This is a genomic window from Stenotrophomonas sp. YJH_SMC_27 (genome assembly GCF_059369815.1).
This window is the reverse complement of record NZ_JCAFTA010000027.1, coordinates 1-16,966: the sequence shown is the minus strand read 5'-3', so window position 1 is coordinate 16,966 and position 16,966 is coordinate 1. Positions and strand designations below refer to the sequence as shown.

13 protein-coding genes and 1 tRNA gene are annotated in these 16,966 nt (G+C 63.4%); all 14 read right to left on the bottom strand.

What is annotated here, in order from left to right; all coding sequences use genetic code 11:
* Positions 1 to 517, bottom strand: a 517-nt coding sequence (locus AC5P7R_RS22210) for a GTP-binding protein (protein ID WP_495214192.1), incomplete at its 3' end; no start/stop codon positions are given.
* Positions 518 to 569: 52 nt separating this feature from the next.
* Positions 570 to 2,711, bottom strand: a complete 2,142-nt coding sequence (gene fusA / locus AC5P7R_RS22205; protein WP_019662237.1) for an elongation factor G — start codon at positions 2,709 to 2,711, stop codon at positions 570 to 572.
* Between the two features lie 141 nt (positions 2,712 to 2,852).
* Positions 2,853 to 3,326 (bottom strand): 30S ribosomal protein S7, encoded by a 474-nt coding sequence (gene rpsG, locus AC5P7R_RS22200; protein ID WP_004145321.1) that lies wholly within the window; start codon positions 3,324 to 3,326, stop codon positions 2,853 to 2,855.
* Between the two features lie 12 nt (positions 3,327 to 3,338).
* Positions 3,339 to 3,713, bottom strand: a complete 375-nt coding sequence (gene rpsL / locus AC5P7R_RS22195) for a 30S ribosomal protein S12 (RefSeq protein WP_004145320.1) — start codon at positions 3,711 to 3,713, stop codon at positions 3,339 to 3,341.
* A 322-nt stretch (positions 3,714 to 4,035) separates the two neighbouring features.
* Entirely contained in the window at positions 4,036 to 8,259 is a 4,224-nt protein-coding gene (gene rpoC, locus AC5P7R_RS22190) for a DNA-directed RNA polymerase subunit beta' (RefSeq protein ID WP_019662236.1), read from the bottom strand.
* Positions 8,260 to 8,348: 89 nt separating this feature from the next.
* Entirely contained in the window at positions 8,349 to 12,503 is a 4,155-nt protein-coding gene (rpoB, locus tag AC5P7R_RS22185) for a DNA-directed RNA polymerase subunit beta (RefSeq protein WP_019662235.1), read from the bottom strand.
* 364 nt (positions 12,504 to 12,867) lie between these two features.
* On the bottom strand, positions 12,868 to 13,236 hold the full coding sequence (rplL, locus tag AC5P7R_RS22180) for a 50S ribosomal protein L7/L12 (RefSeq protein ID WP_005408204.1): 369 nt from the start codon (positions 13,234 to 13,236) through the stop codon (positions 12,868 to 12,870).
* Between the two features lie 63 nt (positions 13,237 to 13,299).
* Complete coding sequence (gene rplJ / locus AC5P7R_RS22175; protein WP_010480377.1) at positions 13,300 to 13,836, bottom strand: 50S ribosomal protein L10; 537 nt, start codon at positions 13,834 to 13,836, stop codon at positions 13,300 to 13,302.
* Positions 13,837 to 14,223: 387 nt separating this feature from the next.
* Positions 14,224 to 14,922, bottom strand: coding sequence for a 50S ribosomal protein L1 (gene rplA, locus AC5P7R_RS22170; protein WP_014646045.1), 699 nt, complete (start codon positions 14,920 to 14,922; stop codon positions 14,224 to 14,226).
* A 4-nt stretch (positions 14,923 to 14,926) separates the two neighbouring features.
* Entirely contained in the window at positions 14,927 to 15,355 is a 429-nt protein-coding gene (rplK, locus tag AC5P7R_RS22165) for a 50S ribosomal protein L11 (protein ID WP_004145248.1), read from the bottom strand.
* 257 nt (positions 15,356 to 15,612) lie between these two features.
* Positions 15,613 to 16,173 carry a transcription termination/antitermination protein NusG gene (gene nusG / locus AC5P7R_RS22160; RefSeq protein ID WP_004154362.1) on the bottom strand — a complete coding sequence of 187 codons (561 nt, stop codon included), beginning with the start codon at positions 16,171 to 16,173 and terminating at the stop codon, positions 15,613 to 15,615.
* Positions 16,174 to 16,183: 10 nt separating this feature from the next.
* Positions 16,184 to 16,597, bottom strand: coding sequence for a preprotein translocase subunit SecE (secE, locus tag AC5P7R_RS22155; protein ID WP_005408202.1), 414 nt, complete (start codon positions 16,595 to 16,597; stop codon positions 16,184 to 16,186).
* A 49-nt stretch (positions 16,598 to 16,646) separates the two neighbouring features.
* Positions 16,647 to 16,722 (bottom strand) — tRNA-Trp (locus tag AC5P7R_RS22150).
* A 103-nt stretch (positions 16,723 to 16,825) separates the two neighbouring features.
* A partial coding sequence (locus AC5P7R_RS22145) for an EF-Tu C-terminal domain-related protein (protein WP_487247787.1) occupies positions 16,826 to 16,966 on the bottom strand: 141 nt, incomplete at its 5' end.

Below are 16,966 nucleotides of genomic sequence, written 5' to 3'. Positions count from 1 at the left end.
GGCCGGTCACCACGGTGCCGCGGCCCGAGATCGAGAACACGTCTTCCACCGGCATCAGGAACGGCTTGTCGATCGCACGCTCCGGCTCCGGAATCCAGCTGTCCAGGGCATCGACCAGCTTCAGGATGGCCGGCACGCCGACGTCACGCGACAGCAGGATGTGCCTGCGGGTCTGCGGCATCGGGCCGCCACCGGCCGACCACCCCAGGATCGCGCCGTCCATCTGGGCGGCACCGGTGATCATGTTCTTGACGTAGTCGGCGTGGCCCGGGCAGTCAACGTGGGCGTAGTGACGGATCGGGGATTCGTATTCGACGTGCGCGGTCGAGATCGTGATGCCACGTGCCTTTTCTTCCGGAGCGGCGTCGATCGAGGAGTAATCCTTGAACTCGCCACCGAAGCGCTCGGCACCGATCTTGGTCAGTGCAGCGGTCAGCGTGGTCTTGCCGTGGTCGACGTGACCGATGGTGCCGACGTTGACGTGCGGCTTGGTGCGCTCGAACTTACCCTTTGCCATTGTTCTATACCTTGATTGTTCGTAAATGGTTTCAAGAGAGGCTGAGCGAGGCTCAGCCCTTCTTCATGACGGCTTCGGCGATGTTGGTCGGAGCCGGCTCGTAGTGATCAAATTCCATGGTGAAGGTGGCGCGGCCCTGGGTCTGCGAACGCAGCGCAGTGGCGTAGCCGAACATTTCACCCAGCGGGATCATCGCGTTGATGATGCTGGCCGAACCGTCACCGGTGGTGTCGGAACCCTGCAGCACGCCGCGACGACGGCTGACGTCGCCCATCACGTCACCCTGGTAATCCTCCGGGGTCACGATCTCGACCTTCATGATCGGCTCCAGCAGCACCGGCTTGGCCTTGGCGAAGCCCTGCTTGAAGGCCATCGACGAAGCCAGCTTGAACGCCATTTCCGAGGAGTCGACGTCGTGGTACGAACCGAACACCAGCTTCACCTTGACGTCCACGACCGGGAAGCCAGCCAGCGGGCCGCTGGTGATGGTTTCGCGCAGGCCCTTTTCAACCGACGGAATGAATTCCTTCGGGATCACGCCGCCGGTGATGTCGTTGATGAACAGGAAATCGTCCTTGATCATCGGAGCGATCTTCGGATCGGCACGATCTTCAGCGGTGATCGGCGACAGCTCGATCACGACGTGACCGTACTGACCCTTACCACCGGACTGCTTGGCGTGCTTGTAGTCCGACTTGACGTCAGCCAGGGTGATGGTTTCGCGGTAGGCCACCTGCGGCGCGCCGACGTTGGCTTCAACGTTGAACTCGCGCTTCAGGCGGTCGACGATGATGTCCAGGTGCAGCTCGCCCATGCCCGAGATGATGGTCTGGCCGGATTCTTCGTCGGTCTTGACGCGGAACGACGGATCTTCCTGCGCCAGGCGACCCAGCGCCAGACCCATCTTTTCCTGGTCCGACTTGGTCTTCGGCTCGACGGCCATGGAGATCACCGGCTCCGGGAACGTCATGCGCTCCAGGATGATCGGGGCATCCACGGCGCACAGGGTGTCACCGGTGGTGGTGTCCTTCAGGCCCACGGCAGCAGCGATGTCACCAGCCAGAACTTCCTTGATTTCCTCGCGGTTGTTCGAGTGCATCTGCAGGATGCGGCCGATGCGCTCCTTCTTGCCCTTCACCGAGTTCAGCACGGTGTCGCCACCGTTCAGGGTGCCCGAGTAGACACGGAAGAAGGTCAGCGCGCCGACGAACGGGTCGGTGATGATCTTGAAGGCCAGCGACGAGAACGGCGCCTTGTCGTCCGACTTGCGGGTCATTTCGACGGTGTCGTCGTCAACGTCCACGCCCTTCACGTCCGGCACGTCGACCGGCGACGGCAGCAGCTGGATCACGCCGTCCAGCATGGCCTGCACGCCCTTGTTCTTGAAGGCCGAGCCGCAGTACATCGGCACGATCTCGGTGGCCAGGGTACGGGTACGCAGCGCGTTGATGATTTCGGCCTCGGCCAGCTCTTCGCCGCCCAGGTACTTTTCCATCAGCTCTTCGCTGGCTTCAGCAGCGGTCTCGACCATGAACTGGCGAGCTTCTTCCGCAGCCGCCTGCAGATCGGCCGGGATGTCGCTGTACTCGAACTTCATGCCCTGCGAGGCTTCATCCCAGTGGATGGCCTTCATCTTCAGCAGGTCGACAACGCCCTTGAAGTTGTCTTCAGCGCCGATCGGCAGCTGCATCGGCACGGCAACCGCGCCCAGCTTGGCCTTCAGCTGGCCGACGACCTTCTGGAAGTTGGCACCGGTGCGGTCCATCTTGTTGACGAACGCGATGCGCGGCACGTGGTACTTGTTGGCCTGGCGCCACACGGTTTCCGACTGCGGCTGCACGCCACCGACGGCGCACAGGACGAAGACGGCACCGTCGAGCACGCGCAGCGAGCGCTCAACTTCGATGGTGAAGTCGACGTGCCCCGGGGTGTCGATGATGTTGAAGCGGTGCTCCGGCAGGGACTTGTCCATGCCCTTCCAGAACGCGGTGGTGGCAGCGGACTGGATCGTGATGCCACGCTCCTGCTCCTGCTCCATCCAGTCCATGGTGGCGGCGCCGTCGTGCACTTCACCGATCTTGTGGCTCTTGCCGGTGTAGAACAGGATGCGCTCGGACGTGGTGGTCTTGCCGGCATCGATGTGAGCCATGATGCCGAAGTTACGGTAACGCTCGATGGGAGTGGAACGGGCCACGGGAGCCTCTCAGATTTCTTGGATTTCGGATGGCCGAACGCCGCCTTTCGGCGGCCTTCGGATTGGCGCAGTCTTTCTGGGACCGCGAGGCAGCACGCACCGAAGTGGTGCTGCCCTGCCTGTTTTACAAGGCCGTCAAACTCACCAGCGGTAGTGGGCGAATGCCTTGTTGGCTTCGGCCATGCGGTGGGTTTCTTCGCGCTTCTTGATGGCGCCGCCACGGTTTTCCGAGGCGTCGATCAGTTCAGCAGCCAGCTTCTTCGGCATGGTGTTCTCGCCGCGCTTGCGCGCGGAGTCGATCAGCCAGCGCATGGCCAGGGCCATCTTGCGCGACGAACGCACTTCGACCGGCACCTGGTAGGTGGCACCACCGACGCGGCGCGACTTGACTTCGACCGCCGGAGCGACGTTGTCCAGAGCCTTCTGCACCAGTTCAATGGCGTTGGCGCTGCTGTTCTTCTCGGTGATCACGTCCATGGCGCCGTACACGATCTTCTCGGCGACGGACTTCTTGCCGCTCTGCATGACCATGTTGATGAAACGGGCGATGGTTTCGCTTCCGTGCTTCGGATCGGGCAGGACGGAACGCTGCGGAGTATTACCCTTACGCGACATTGTGCTCTCTCCTTATGCCTTCGGACGCTTGGCGCCGTACTTGGAACGGGCCTGGCGACGCTTGGCAACGCCGGCGGCGTCGAGCGAGCCACGAACGGTGTGGTAACGCACACCCGGCAGGTCCTTGACGCGACCGCCGCGGATCAGGACCACGGAGTGCTCCTGCAGGTTGTGGCCTTCACCACCGATGTAGGAAATCACTTCTTCCTGGTTGGTCAGGCGGACCTTGGCAACCTTGCGCAGAGCCGAGTTCGGCTTCTTCGGAGTGGTGGTGTAGACACGGGTGCAGACGCCACGGCGCTGCGGGCACTTGTCGAGCGCCGGCGAGGCACTCTTGTAGGTGGTCGCTTGCCGCGGCTTGCGGACCAGCTGGTTGATCGTCGCCATCAGTAGGTTCTTCTGATTGGTGGCCGGAAAATCCGGCCAGAGATGCGGAAATGTTAAAGCAGGCCAAAATTCTGGCCTGCTGAGACAGACGATTGTAGCAACCTGCCAGGAAAGCAGTCAAACGCCTCCTGTCAAGCCCGCTCCTGATCCCGGAACGTTACTGGGGGGCCTCCATGTACCCCGTTCAGGTTGGCGGGGTGAACCACGAGGTCCACCCTGCCCTGCGCCGGTAGAGTCGACTGTTAGCCGACTCTCGATGGCAGTCGACCAACAGTCGACTCTACCGCCCGGGTGGTCCGGCCTTGCGGCCGGACCGGATGCATCATTCTTCGCCCGAGGCCTGTTCAGCTTCGGCTTCAACCACCGCTGCCTCGACCGCAGCCGGAGTGCCGGCCAGGGTCTGCATTTCCGACTCGGTAAGGCCGGAGGCGCCGCGGCGGCGGTTGCTGTGGTACGCCAGGCCGGTACCGGCCGGAATCAGGCGACCCACGATGACGTTTTCCTTCAGGCCGCGCAGGTTGTCCGAGGTGCCGCGGACGGCCGCTTCGGTCAACACACGGGTGGTTTCCTGGAACGACGCGGCCGAGATGAACGATTCAGTCGCCAGCGAGGCCTTGGTGATACCCAGCAGCACCGGATCGAAACGAGCCGGCAGCTCGTTGCGGGCCGCGAGGCGCGCATTCTCCTCGATAACGCGCTGGCGCTCCACCTGTTCGCCGTTCAGGAACTTGCTGCTGCCCTGGTCGGTGATCTCGACCTTGCGCAGCATCTGGCGGGTGATCACCTCGATGTGCTTGTCGTTGATCTTCACGCCCTGCAGGCGATACACGTCCTGGATTTCCTTCACCAGGTAGGCAGCCAGCGGTTCGACACCCAGCAGGCGCAGGATGTCCTGCGGGCTCGGCTCGCCGTCCACGATGGTTTCACCCTTGGTGACATGCTCGCCTTCGAACACGATGACCTGGCGGTACTTCGGGATCAGCTCTTCGTGCTCCGAACCATCGGTGTCCTTGATGATCAGGCGCTGCTTGCCCTTGGTGTCCTTGCCGAAGCTGATGATGCCCGAACGCTCGGCCAGCACCGCCGGATCCTTCGGCTTGCGGGCTTCGAACAGATCGGCCACGCGCGGCAGACCACCGGTGATGTCGCGGGTCTTCGACGCTTCCTGCGGAATCTTGGCGACCACGTCACCCACGCCGACGGCAGCGCCGTCCTGCAGGTTGACGATCGAGCGCGGCGGCAGCAGGTACTGCGCCGGCAGATCGGTGCCCGGGATCGACAGGTCATTGCCCTTGGCGTCGACGATGCGCACGATCGGGCGCAGGTCCTTGGCCTGGGTACCACGACGCTTCGGATCGGTGATTTCGCGCGAGGCAAGGCCGGTCAGCTCGTCGGTCTTCTCGATGACGGTGATGCCGTCGACGAAGTCGATGAAGCGGATGAAGCCGGCCACTTCCGACACGATCGGGTGGTTATGCGGATCCCAGTTGGCCACGGTCTGGCCAGCCTTGATCGCATCACCGTCCTTGGACGTGATGGTCGCACCGTACGGCAGCTTGTAACGCTCACGCTCACGACCGTGGGCATCGAGCACCGAGATTTCGCCCGAGCGCGACACCGCCACCAGCGAGCCGTTGGCGTGCTCGACCGACTTGAGGTTGCTGAACTTGACCGAGCCGGTGGTCTTGACGGTGATGTTGTCGACCGCAGCAGCTCGCGACGCCGCACCACCGATGTGGAACGTACGCATGGTCAGCTGGGTACCCGGCTCACCGATGGACTGGGCGGCGATGACGCCGACCGCTTCACCGATGTTGACCAGGTGGCCGCGGGCCAGATCGCGGCCGTAGCAGCGCGAGCAGACACCGAAGGCCGATTCGCAGGAGATGGTCGAGCGGACCTTGATGGTCTGCACGCCGGCATCTTCCAGCTTGGCCACCCAGGCTTCGTCCAGCAGGGTGTTGCGGGTGACGATCGGATCTTCATCGTTGCCCGGCAGGAACACGTCCTCGGCCACCACGCGACCCAGCACGCGGTCCTTCAGCGGCTCGACCACGTCGCCGCCTTCCACGATCGGGGTCATGATCAGGCCTTCGGTGGTACCGCAATCCACCTCGGTGATCACCACGTCCTGCGCGACGTCGACCAGACGACGGGTCAGGTAACCCGAGTTCGCGGTCTTCAGCGCGGTATCGGCCAGACCCTTACGGGCACCGTGGGTGGAGTTGAAGTACTCCTGCACGTTCAGGCCTTCGCGGAAGTTCGCCTTGATGGGCGTCTCGATGATCGAGCCGTCCGGGCGGGCCATCAGGCCGCGCATGCCGGCCAGCTGACGGATCTGCGCCTGCGAACCACGCGCACCGGAGTCGGCCATGATGTACAGCGAGTTCATCGACTTCTGGTCGATGGTCTCACCCTTGGCATTGACCACCTTCTCGGTACCGATGGTGTCCATCATCGCCTTGGCGATGCGCTCGTTGGTGCGCGACCAGATGTCGACCACCTTGTTGTAGCGCTCGCCGGCGGTGACCAGGCCCGACTGGTACTGCTCCTGGATTTCCAGCACTTCGGCTTCGGCCTCGGTGAGGATGCCCTTCTTCTCGTCCGGGATCAGCATGTCGTCGATGCCGATCGAGACGCCGGCACGGGTCGCGTAGGCGAAGCCGGTGTACATCAGCTTGTCAGCGAACACGACCGTGTCCTTCAGGCCCAGCTGGCGGTAGCTGGAGTTGATCAGGCGGCTGATGTTCTTCTTGGTCAGTTCGACATTGGCCAGTGCGAACGGCAGGCCTTCCGGCAGGATTTCAGCCAGCAGGGCGCGACCGATCGTGGTGTCCACGATCGAGGTCTTGTTCTGCTTGTTGCCATCTTCGTCGGTCACCACCTCGGTGATGCGGACCTTGACCTTGGCGTGCAGTTCCACCACGCGGTTGTCGTAGGCGCGCTTGACTTCGGCGATGTTGGCGAAGGCCATGCCCTCGCCCTTCTTGTTCTCCAGCGAGCGGGTCATGTAGTACAGACCCAGCACGACGTCCTGCGACGGTACGATGATCGGCTCGCCGTTGGCCGGCGACAGGATGTTGTTGGTCGACATCATCAGCGCACGCGCTTCCAGCTGGGCTTCCAGCGAGAGCGGCACGTGGACGGCCATCTGGTCACCGTCGAAGTCGGCGTTGAACGCGGTGCAGACCAGCGGGTGCAGCTGGATGGCCTTGCCTTCGATCAGCACCGGCTCGAACGCCTGGATACCCAGACGGTGCAGGGTCGGCGCACGGTTCAGCATCACCGGATGCTCGCGGATGACCTCTTCCAGGATGTCCCAGACTTCGGCTTCTTCGCGCTCGACCAGCTTCTTGGCGGCCTTGATGGTGGTGGCCAGGCCACGACGCTGCAGCTTGGCGAAGACGAACGGCTTGAACAGCTCGAGCGCCATCTTCTTCGGCAGGCCGCACTGGTGCAGGCGCAGGTACGGGCCGACCACGATGACCGAACGGCCCGAGTAGTCGACGCGCTTGCCGAGCAGGTTCTGGCGGAAGCGACCCTGCTTGCCCTTGATCATGTCGGCCAGCGACTTCAGCGGGCGCTTGTTGGTGCCGGTGATGGCACGGCCACGACGGCCGTTGTCCAGCAGCGCATCGACCGACTCCTGCAGCATGCGCTTTTCATTGCGCACGATGATGTCCGGCGCGCTCAGTTCGAGCAGGCGGCGCAGGCGGTTGTTGCGGTTGATGACGCGGCGGTACAGGTCGTTCAGGTCGGAGGTCGCGAAGCGGCCGCCATCCAGCGGGACCAGCGGACGCAGGTCCGGCGGCAGCACCGGCAGCACGGTCATGACCATCCATTCCGGACGGTTGCCCGATTCCAGGAAGGCTTCGATCAGCTTGATGCGCTTGGTGAGGCGCTTGAGCTTGGTTTCCGAACCGGTAGCGGCGATTTCCTCGCGCAGGCGGGTCATTTCCGACTGCAGGTCGATCGTGCGCAGCAGTTCGTACACGGCCTCGGCGCCCATCGCGGCGTCGAAGTCGTCACCGTGCTCCTGGCGGGCCTGCAGGTACTGTTCCTCGGTCAGCAGCTGGCGGCGTTCCAGGGCGGTCAGGCCCGGCTCGGTCACCACGTAGGCTTCGAAATACAGCACGCGCTCGATGTCGCGCAGGGTCATGTCCAGCATCAGGCCGATGCGCGACGGCAGCGACTTCAGGAACCAGATGTGGGCGACCGGCGAGGCCAGGTCGATGTGGCCCATGCGCTCGCGGCGCACCTTGGCCAGGGTCACTTCGGTGCCGCACTTTTCGCAGACCACGCCGCGGTGCTTCATGCGCTTGTACTTGCCGCACAGGCACTCGTAGTCCTTCACCGGTCCGAAGATGGCGGCGCAGAACAGGCCGTCGCGTTCCGGCTTGAAGGTGCGGTAGTTGATGGTTTCCGGCTTCTTCACTTCGCCGAAGGACCACGAACGGATCAGGTCCGGCGAGGCCAGCGCGATCTTGATCGCGTCGAAGTCCAGCGTCTGGCGCTGCTGGTTGAAGAGGTTGAGCAGGTCTTTCATGGTGTTCTCCAGAAGGAGGAATGCTGTGTCGATGGGCTTTCAGTTCACTGCCAGCGGCGCGGCGGTGGAGGCCGCCGCGCCGGCATGGATCAGTTGTCTTCCAGTTCCATGTTGATGGCCAGCGAGCGGATTTCCTTCACGAGCACGTTGAAGGATTCCGGCATGCCCGCGACCATCTCGTGCTCACCGTCGACGATGTTCTTGTACATCTGGTTGCGGCCCTGCACGTCGTCGGACTTCACCGTCAGCATTTCCTGCAGGGTGTAGGCCGCGCCGTAGGCTTCCAGCGCCCAGACTTCCATTTCACCGAAGCGCTGGCCGCCGAACTGCGCCTTGCCGCCCAGCGGCTGCTGGGTGACGAGCGAGTACGGGCCGGTCGAACGGGCGTGCATCTTGTCGTCGACCAGGTGGTTCAGCTTCAGGTAGTGCATGTAGCCAACCGTGGTGTGGCGATCGAATGCTTCACCGGTGCGGCCGTCGTACAGCTGGGTCTGGCCACTGCTCGGCAGGTCGGCCAGTTCCAGCATGCGCTTGATTTCCGCTTCGGTGGCGCCGTCGAACACCGGGGTGGCCATCGGCACGCCGTCGGTCAGGTTGCGGGCCAGGCGCAGCAGTTCCTCGTCGCTGAACTGCGACAGGTCGACACGGTTGGCCACGTTGGTATCGTCGTGGTTGTAGATGTCGTCCAGGAACTTGCGCAGGTCGGCCACCGCCGCCTGGGCTTCCAGCATCGCCTGGATCTTGCGACCCAGGCCCTTGGCGGCCCAGCCCAGGTGCACTTCCAGGATCTGGCCGATGTTCATGCGCGACGGCACGCCCAGCGGGTTCAGCACGATATCCACGGTTTCGCCCGAGGCCATGTACGGCATGTCCTCGACCGGCACCACGTTGGAGACCACACCCTTGTTGCCGTGGCGGCCGGCCATCTTGTCGCCCGGCTGGATGCGGCGCTTCACGGCCAGGAACACCTTGACCATCTTCAGCACGCCCGGGGCGAGGTCGTCACCGGCGGTGATCTTGCCGCGCTTGTCGGCGAAGCGACGCTCGAATTCCTTCTCGTGCGCCTGGATCTGCTTCTGTGCGCGCTCGATGGCTTCCGAAGCGTCTTCGTCCTTCATGCGCAGGGCGAACCAGTCAGCCTTCTTCAGGCCGTCCAGGAAGGCGTCGGTGATCACGTCACCCTTCTTCAGGCCAGCGCCACCGTTGACCACCTTGCCCACGATCTGCGAACGCAGACGCATGTAGATGGCGGCCTCCAGGATGCGGAACTGGTCGTCGAAGTCCTTCTTGACGCGCTTGATTTCAGACTCTTCGATCTGGCGGGCGCGCTTGTCCTTCTCGATGCCGTCGCGGGTGAAGACCTGCACGTCGATGACGGTGCCGTCCATGCCCGGCGGAACGCGCAGCGAGCTGTCCTTCACGTCCGAAGCCTTCTCGCCGAAGATCGCGCGCAGCAGCTTCTCTTCCGGAGTCAGCTGGCTTTCGCCCTTCGGGGTGACCTTGCCGACCAGGATGTCGCCGGCACGGACTTCCGCACCGATGTACACCACGCCGCTCTCGTCCAGGCGGTTCAGCGCCTGCTCGGAGACGTTCGGGATGTCGGCGGAGATTTCCTCCGGCCCCAGCTTGGTGTCACGCGCGACGCAGGTCAGCTCTTCGATGTGGATCGTGGTGTAACGATCTTCTTCCACCACGCGCTCGGACAGCAGGATGGAGTCTTCGAAGTTGTAGCCGTTCCACGGCATGAACGCGATCAGCATGTTCTGGCCCAGGGCCAGTTCGCCGATGTCGGTGGACGGACCGTCGGCCAGCACGTCACCGCGGGCGATGACGTCACCCACCTGGACCAGCGGACGCTGGTTGATGCAGGTGTTCTGGTTCGAACGGGTGTACTTGACCAGGTTGTAGATGTCCACGCCCGCGTCGGTGGCGCCAACGATCTCTTCCTCGTTGACCTTGACCACGATGCGGGCTGCGTCGATCTGCACGATCTCGCCACCACGGCGGGCGTTCACGGTCACGCCGGAGTCACGCGCCACGGCGCGCTCGATGCCGGTACCCACCAGCGGCTTCTGCGCACGCAGGGTCGGCACGGCCTGACGCTGCATGTTGGCGCCCATCAGTGCGCGGTTGGCGTCATCGTGCTCCAGGAACGGAACCAGCGCGGCCGCGATCGACACGGTCTGCATCGGCGAGACGTCCATGAAGTGCACTTCCGCCGGCGGCTTCAGCAGCGATTCGCCCTGGAAGCGGCACGGCACGAACTGCTCGGTCAGGGTGCCCTTGGCGTCGGTCAGCGCGTTGGCCTGCGCAATGACGTACTCGTTTTCTTCGATCGCCGACAGGAACTCGACTTCGTCATAGACCTTGCCGTCCACGACCTTTCGATACGGGGTCTCGAGGAAACCGTACTGGTTGGTGCGGGCGTACACGGCCAGCGAGTTGATCAGGCCGATGTTCGGGCCTTCCGGGGTTTCGATGGTGCAGACGCGGCCGTAATGGGTCGGGTGCACGTCGCGCACTTCGAAGCCGGCGCGCTCGCGGGTCAGGCCGCCCGGGCCCAGGGCCGAGACGCGACGCTTGTGCGTCACTTCCGACAGCGGGTTGTTCTGATCCATGAACTGCGACAGCTGCGAGGAACCGAAGAACTCCTTGATGGCAGCGGCGACCGGCTTGGCGTTGATCAGCTCCTGAGGGGTCAGGCCTTCCGACTCGGCCATCGACAGGCGCTCCTTGACCGCGCGCTCGACGCGGACCAGGCCCACGCGGAACACGTTCTCGGCCATTTCACCGACCGAGCGCACGCGACGGTTGCCCAGGTGATCGATGTCGTCGACCACGCCGCGACCGTTGCGGATCTCGGTCAGGACCTTGATCACGTCGAGGATGTCGGAGCTGTCGCCGTGGGCGGCGACCAGGCGCTTGGACTCTTCGTCGTTGCGCTCACCGAAGTACTTGCTGTCGTACAGCACGGCTTCGCCGGTGGTTTCCTTGCGGCCCACGCGACGGTTGAACTTCATGCGGCCGACCGCGGACAGGTCGTAGCGCTCGAAGGTGAAGAACAGGTTGTGGAACAGGTTCTGCGCGGCATCCTTGGTCGGCGGCTCGCCCGGACGCATCATGCGGTAGATCTCGACCAGCGCTTCCAGCTGGGTCTTGGTCGGGTCGATGCGCAGGGTGTTGGACAGGTACGGACCACGATCCAGGTCGTTCACCCACAGGGTGCCGACCGCGTCCACGCCGGCCTTGCGGAAGGCCTGCAGCTGTTCGTCGGTGATCTCGTCGTTGGCCTGGGCCAGCAGTTCGCCGGTCGAGGCATCGACCACGTCGTGCGACAGGATGCGGCCGACGATGTAGTCGTCCGGCACGGCCAGGGCGGCGATGCCCGAGGCTTCCAGCTGCTTGATGTGGCGCGCGGTGATGCGCTTGCCGGCTTCCACGATGACCTTGTCGCCGTCGGCGAGGTCGAAGCCCAGGGTTTCACCACGCAGGCGCTCGGGCACCAGCTCCAGCTGGACGCCTTCATCCGGGTTGATGTGGAAGGTGTTGATCTCGAAGAACTCGGCCAGCATCTCTTCGTTGCTGTAACCAAGCGCGCGCAGCAGGATCGACACCGGCAGCTTGCGGCGGCGGTCGATACGGGTGAACAGCGCATCCTTCGGGTCGAACTCGAAGTCCAGCCAGGAACCGCGGTAAGGAATGATGCGGGCGCTGTACAGCAGCTTGCCCGAGCTGTGGGTCTTGCCGCGGTCGTGGTCGAAGAACACGCCCGGCGAGCGGTGCAGCTGCGAGACGATGACGCGCTCGGTACCGTTGACGATGAAGGTGCCGTTCTCGGTCATCAGCGGGATTTCGCCCAGATAGACCTCCTGCTCCTTCACGTACTTGATGGCCTTGGTCGACGACTCACGGTCGTAGATCACCAGGCGCACGGTGACGCGCAGCGGGGCGCCGTAGCTCATGCCGCGCTGGCGGCACTCACGCTCGTCGAAGACCGGTTCGCCCAGCTTGTAGCCGACGTATTCCAGGGCAGCATTGCCGCTGTAGCTGGCGATCGGGAAGACCGACTTCAGCGCAGCATGCAGGCCGTGGTCCGTGCGCTTGGCCGGATCGACGTTTTCCTGCAGGAATTCACGATAGGAATCCACCTGGATGGCGAGCAGGAACGGCACTTCGAGAATCGAGCGCTGCTTGCCGAAATCCTTGCGGATACGCTTTTTTTCGGTGAACGAATAGGACGTCATGAGGTCTTCCACCTTGTTGTGCGGGCCGTGCGTCCACGACCCTGAAGGGAACTTGAAATTGTCAGTTGGAAGTCGCTGGTATTGCCGGCACCAGCACGCCTTCTCCCGCTACTTCCAACTGCCAACTCGTCTGCTACCACGCCCCCGCTGCCGCGCCGTGCGCTGGCCTGCCGGGGTTTGACTGCAGCCCGTGTTGGGCTTTTTCCTGCTTTTGAAACGGTAGAGTCGACTGTTGGTCGACTTCCTTCACAGCAGTCGACCAACAGTCGACTCTACACCACCGCAACAACGACCAAAGGCCGGGGGCTTACGCCCCCAGCCTTGGCTGCATCGCCGCGAATCGATGACGATGCAAGGTAACTGCTTACTTGACTTCGACAGTCGCGCCAGCAGCTTCCAGGTCCTTCTTCATCTTCTCGGCGTCTTCCTTCGAAGCGCCTTCCTTCAGGACGCCACCGGCTTCGGCCAGGTCCTTCGCTTCCTTCAGGCCCAGGCCGGTGATGGCGCGGACGGCCTTGATGACTTCGACCTTCTTGTCGCCGGCCGACTTCAGGGTGACGGTGAACTCGGTCTGCTCTTCAACAGCAGCGGCCGGGCCAGCGGCGGCAGCCACGGCAACCGGAGCAGCGGCGGAGACGCCGAACTTCTCTTCGATGGCCTTGACCAGCTCCATCACTTCCATCAGGGACTTCTCGGCGATGGCGTCGACGATCTGTTCGTTGGTAAGGGACATGATTAATACCTTTGGATGATTTTCTGGGTTGAGGTTCCGTCAGGAACCACGATAAGTCGAAACTCAGGCGGTCTCGGCGGCCGGCTCGGCAGCGTCGGCAGCGACGTCGCCACCACCCTGCTTCTCGCCAACGGCCTTGATGGCGCGGGCAAACATCGTGACCGGCTCGGTCAGGACGCGGGCCAGCATGGCCAGGGCCTGGTCGCGGGTCGGCAGCGAGGCCAGCACTTCGACGTGGCTTGCCGGGAACACTTCGCCACCGATGGCGACGACCTTAGCCTTCAGCTTGTCGTTGCCCTTGGCGGCTTCCTTGATCAGGCGACCGGCAGCGCCGGGCTCCTCGAGCGAGAACGCGTACAGCAGCGGACCAACCATCTGGTCCTGGGCGACTGCGAACTCGGTGCCTTCAACGGCGCGCGAAGCCAGGGTGTTCTTGACAACCTTCAAGAAAACACCGGTTTCACGAGCCTGCTTGCGCATCGCGGTCATCTGGGCGACCGTGGTGCCAGCGTATTCGGCTGCGATCAAGGAGTGGGCCTTGGCGGCGACGTCTGCCAGCTCGGCGACTACTTCTTGCTTCTGGGACAGATTGAGAGCCATTGCACTCCTCCTATTGAACTCCGCTTACGGCTCCTGCCGTGTGCGGTCCTGTGCGGCATCCGTCCTGGACGCCGGGAACATCGGGATGATGTTCCGGGGGTGGGCCGTTCTAGACCTGGAGTGGGCCAACCTGGGGAAACCCAGACGTGCGTGAACCAGAAAAACTCCAGAAGGGCACCATCTACGCAGGGTGATTCCGGGGAATCGATTAAGCGTTCATGACTGCTCCGGCGGCGACTCCTTGCCAGGTCGAGCTTCCCTGCCCGTCGCCGGTATTGCCACGACCGCGCCTGCGGTCTTTGACGGCTACCGCGGGCGATGCACTGCCAGCGGTGCCTTCAAATGTCACGGTCACGGCACCGAAGGTACCGTGACCGCTTGAAACAATTACTTCAGGGTCAGCGACGACTGGTCGACGGTGACGCCCGGGCCCATCGTCGAGCTGACCGAAACCTTCTGCAGGTAGGTGCCCTTGGAGGTGGCCGGCTTGGCCTTGATCAGGTCCAGCAGCAGCGCGGTCAGGTTCGACTTCAGCGCGTCTTCGGCGAAGTCGGCCTTGCCGATGGTGCAGTGGATGATGCCGGCCTTGTCGGTACGGTAACGGACCTGGCCCGACTTGGCGTTCTTCACGGCTTCACCCGGGTTCGGGGAAACGGTGCCGACCTTCGGGTTCGGCATCAGGCCACGCGGGCCCAGCACGGTGCCCAGCTTGCCGACGACGCGCATGGCGTCCGGGGTCGCGATGACGACGTCGTAGTTCAGATCGCCGGCCTGCATCTTCTCGGCCAGATCATCCATGCCGACGGCTTCGGCGCCAGCGGCCAGGGCTTCGTCAGCCTTGGCACCGGCCGGAGCGAACACGGCGACGCGGACCGACTTGCCGGTACCGGCCGGCAGCACGGTGGAGCCACGGACCTGCTGGTCGGACTTCTTCGCATCGACGCCCAGGCGCACAGCGACGTCGATCGACTCGACGAACTTGGCCTTGGTGGCGGTCTTCAGGATGTTGATCGCGTCCTCGAAGGCGTATGCCTTGCCCGGGACGACGGCGGCCTTGATGGCCTTCTCACGCTTGGTCTGTGCCATCTTATTAACCCTCCACCACGAGGCCCATGGAACGGGCAGAGCCAGCGATGGTACGCACGGCGGCGTCCAGATCGGCGGCAGTCAGATCCGGTTCCTTCGCCTTGGCGATCTCTTCCAGCTGCTTACGGGTGACCTTGCCGACCTTCTCGGTGTTCGGGCGCTTGGAGCCCGACGAGATGCCAGCAGCCTTCTTCAGCAGGGTGGTGGCCGGGGTGCTCTTGGTGATGAAGGTGAACGTACGGTCCGAGTAGGCCGTGATGATCACCGGAACCGGCAGGCCCGGCTCGAGCTTCTGCGTGGCAGCGTTGAACGCCTTGCAGAATTCCATGATGTTCAGACCGCGCTGACCCAGCGCAGGGCCGACCGGCGGCGAGGGGTTGGCCTGACCGGCCTTCACCTGCAGCTTGATGTAACCGACAACTTTCTTTGCCATGTGAGTACTCTCCGGGTGCTAGCGCCTTTCGACAACAGGCTCCCCATCGGACCGGGAATCACGCGTCCCGGCATCGCGTTTTGAAATCATGCTGAAGGCCGCCTTGCGGCGGCCTCATCCTGCTGGCTTCCCAGCGGGGAGCCGCGCACTATATCAGGTTTTTTCTTCACATGCCTGAAGTGGCACATAAACGAGAGAAACCGGGCCAAGCCCGGTTTCTGTTCAGGAGCCGAGCATGGCTCGACTCTGCAGTTGGATCAGACGGCTTTTTCGACCTGGCCGAACTCGAGTTCGACCGGAGTAGCGCGACCGAAGATCAGCACGGAAACGCGCAGACGGCTCTTCTCGTAGTTGACTTCTTCGACGACGCCATTGAAATCGTTGAACGGGCCATCAGTGACGCGGACCATCTGGCCCGGCTCGAACAGCACCTTCGGACGCGGCTTCTCGACACCTTCCTGAACGCGGTTCAGGATGGCCTCGGCCTCGGAATCGGCGATCGGCAGCGGACGGTCGGCGGTGCCGCCGATGAAGCCCATGACGCGCGGGGTTTCCTTGACCAGATGCCAGCTTTCGTTGTCGATGCGCGGAATGCCGGCTTCTTCGTGGGTCTCGATCTGGACCAGCACATAACCCGGGAAGAACTTGCGCTCGGAGCGGCGCTTCTGGCCAGCGCGCATCTCGACCACTTCTTCGGTCGGGACCAGGACATCGCCGAAGCGCTCTTCCATGCCGTCACGGACGATGCGATCGCGCAGGGCCTGCGCCACCGACTTCTCGAAGCCCGAATAGGCGTGAACGACGTACCAACGCTTCATGCAATTCTCCTTAGCGGCTCAGGAACAACTGAACCAGCCACTGAATGACGTAATCGAACCCACCCAGCAACAGACTGAGAATGGTCACCACCACCATCACGACCCAGGTCATGCGGATGGCTTCCTGGCGCGTCGGCCAGACCACCTTGCGCAGTTCGAAGCGCGACTCGGAGAGGAATTCGCGGGTGTCGCGCCCCTTGCCGGTCAGCATGAACACGCCGATACCGCCAACCAGACCGACCACAACCGCCAACGCACGCAGCTGACCCGCCCACGCACCCAGCTGGGTGGCGCGACCGGAATCGGCGGAGAACCAGAACCAGACGAACAGACCGGCCAGCACCAGCAGCGATGCGGCGACGTACTTGACGATATCCCCGCCATTGGCGGAGTTGTCCTTGGAGTGTTCGATCTTGCTATTCATCCGGCTGTGTCTGCTTTAGCGGCCCAGGCCGCTGGATAAGGTGGGCAGATGGCACGCCAGGAGGGACTCGAACCCCCAACCTGCGGTTTTGGAGACCGCTGCTCTGCCAATTGAGCTACTGGCGTACGTGTTGAAACTTGCCTTCCCTTAGACGGCGAAGGCGGACCGAGGTTCCCGGCCCGCCATTCGCGTAACCGGCGGCGCTATGCAACCACCGGTACTGCAGGCTTACTCGATGATCTTCGAGACCACGCCGGCGCCGACGGTGCGGCCGCCTTCGCGGATGGCGAAGCGCAGGCCTTCGTCCATCGCCACCGGGTTGATCAGGGTGACGACCATCTTGACGTTGTCACCCGGCATCACCATTTC

What these genes read in the sequence shown, in the direction of transcription:
- rpsG (WP_004145321.1), bottom strand. Translation starts at nt 3,326, where the DNA reads ATGTCGCGTAAGGGTAATACTCCGCAGCGTTCCGTCCTGCCCGATCCG.
- rpsL (WP_004145320.1), bottom strand. Translation starts at nt 3,713, where the DNA reads ATGGCGACGATCAACCAGCTGGTCCGCAAGCCGCGGCAAGCGACCACC.
- rpoC (WP_019662236.1), bottom strand. Translation starts at nt 8,259, where the DNA reads ATGAAAGACCTGCTCAACCTCTTCAACCAGCAGCGCCAGACGCTGGAC.
- rpoB (WP_019662235.1), bottom strand. Translation starts at nt 12,503, where the DNA reads ATGACGTCCTATTCGTTCACCGAAAAAAAGCGTATCCGCAAGGATTTC.
- rplL (WP_005408204.1), bottom strand. Translation starts at nt 13,236, where the DNA reads ATGTCCCTTACCAACGAACAGATCGTCGACGCCATCGCCGAGAAGTCC.
- rplJ (WP_010480377.1), bottom strand. Translation starts at nt 13,836, where the DNA reads ATGGCTCTCAATCTGTCCCAGAAGCAAGAAGTAGTCGCCGAGCTGGCA.
- rplA (WP_014646045.1), bottom strand. Translation starts at nt 14,922, where the DNA reads ATGGCACAGACCAAGCGTGAGAAGGCCATCAAGGCCGCCGTCGTCCCG.
- rplK (WP_004145248.1), bottom strand. Translation starts at nt 15,355, where the DNA reads ATGGCAAAGAAAGTTGTCGGTTACATCAAGCTGCAGGTGAAGGCCGGT.
- nusG (WP_004154362.1), bottom strand. Translation starts at nt 16,173, where the DNA reads ATGAAGCGTTGGTACGTCGTTCACGCCTATTCGGGCTTCGAGAAGTCG.
- secE (WP_005408202.1), bottom strand. Translation starts at nt 16,597, where the DNA reads ATGAATAGCAAGATCGAACACTCCAAGGACAACTCCGCCAATGGCGGG.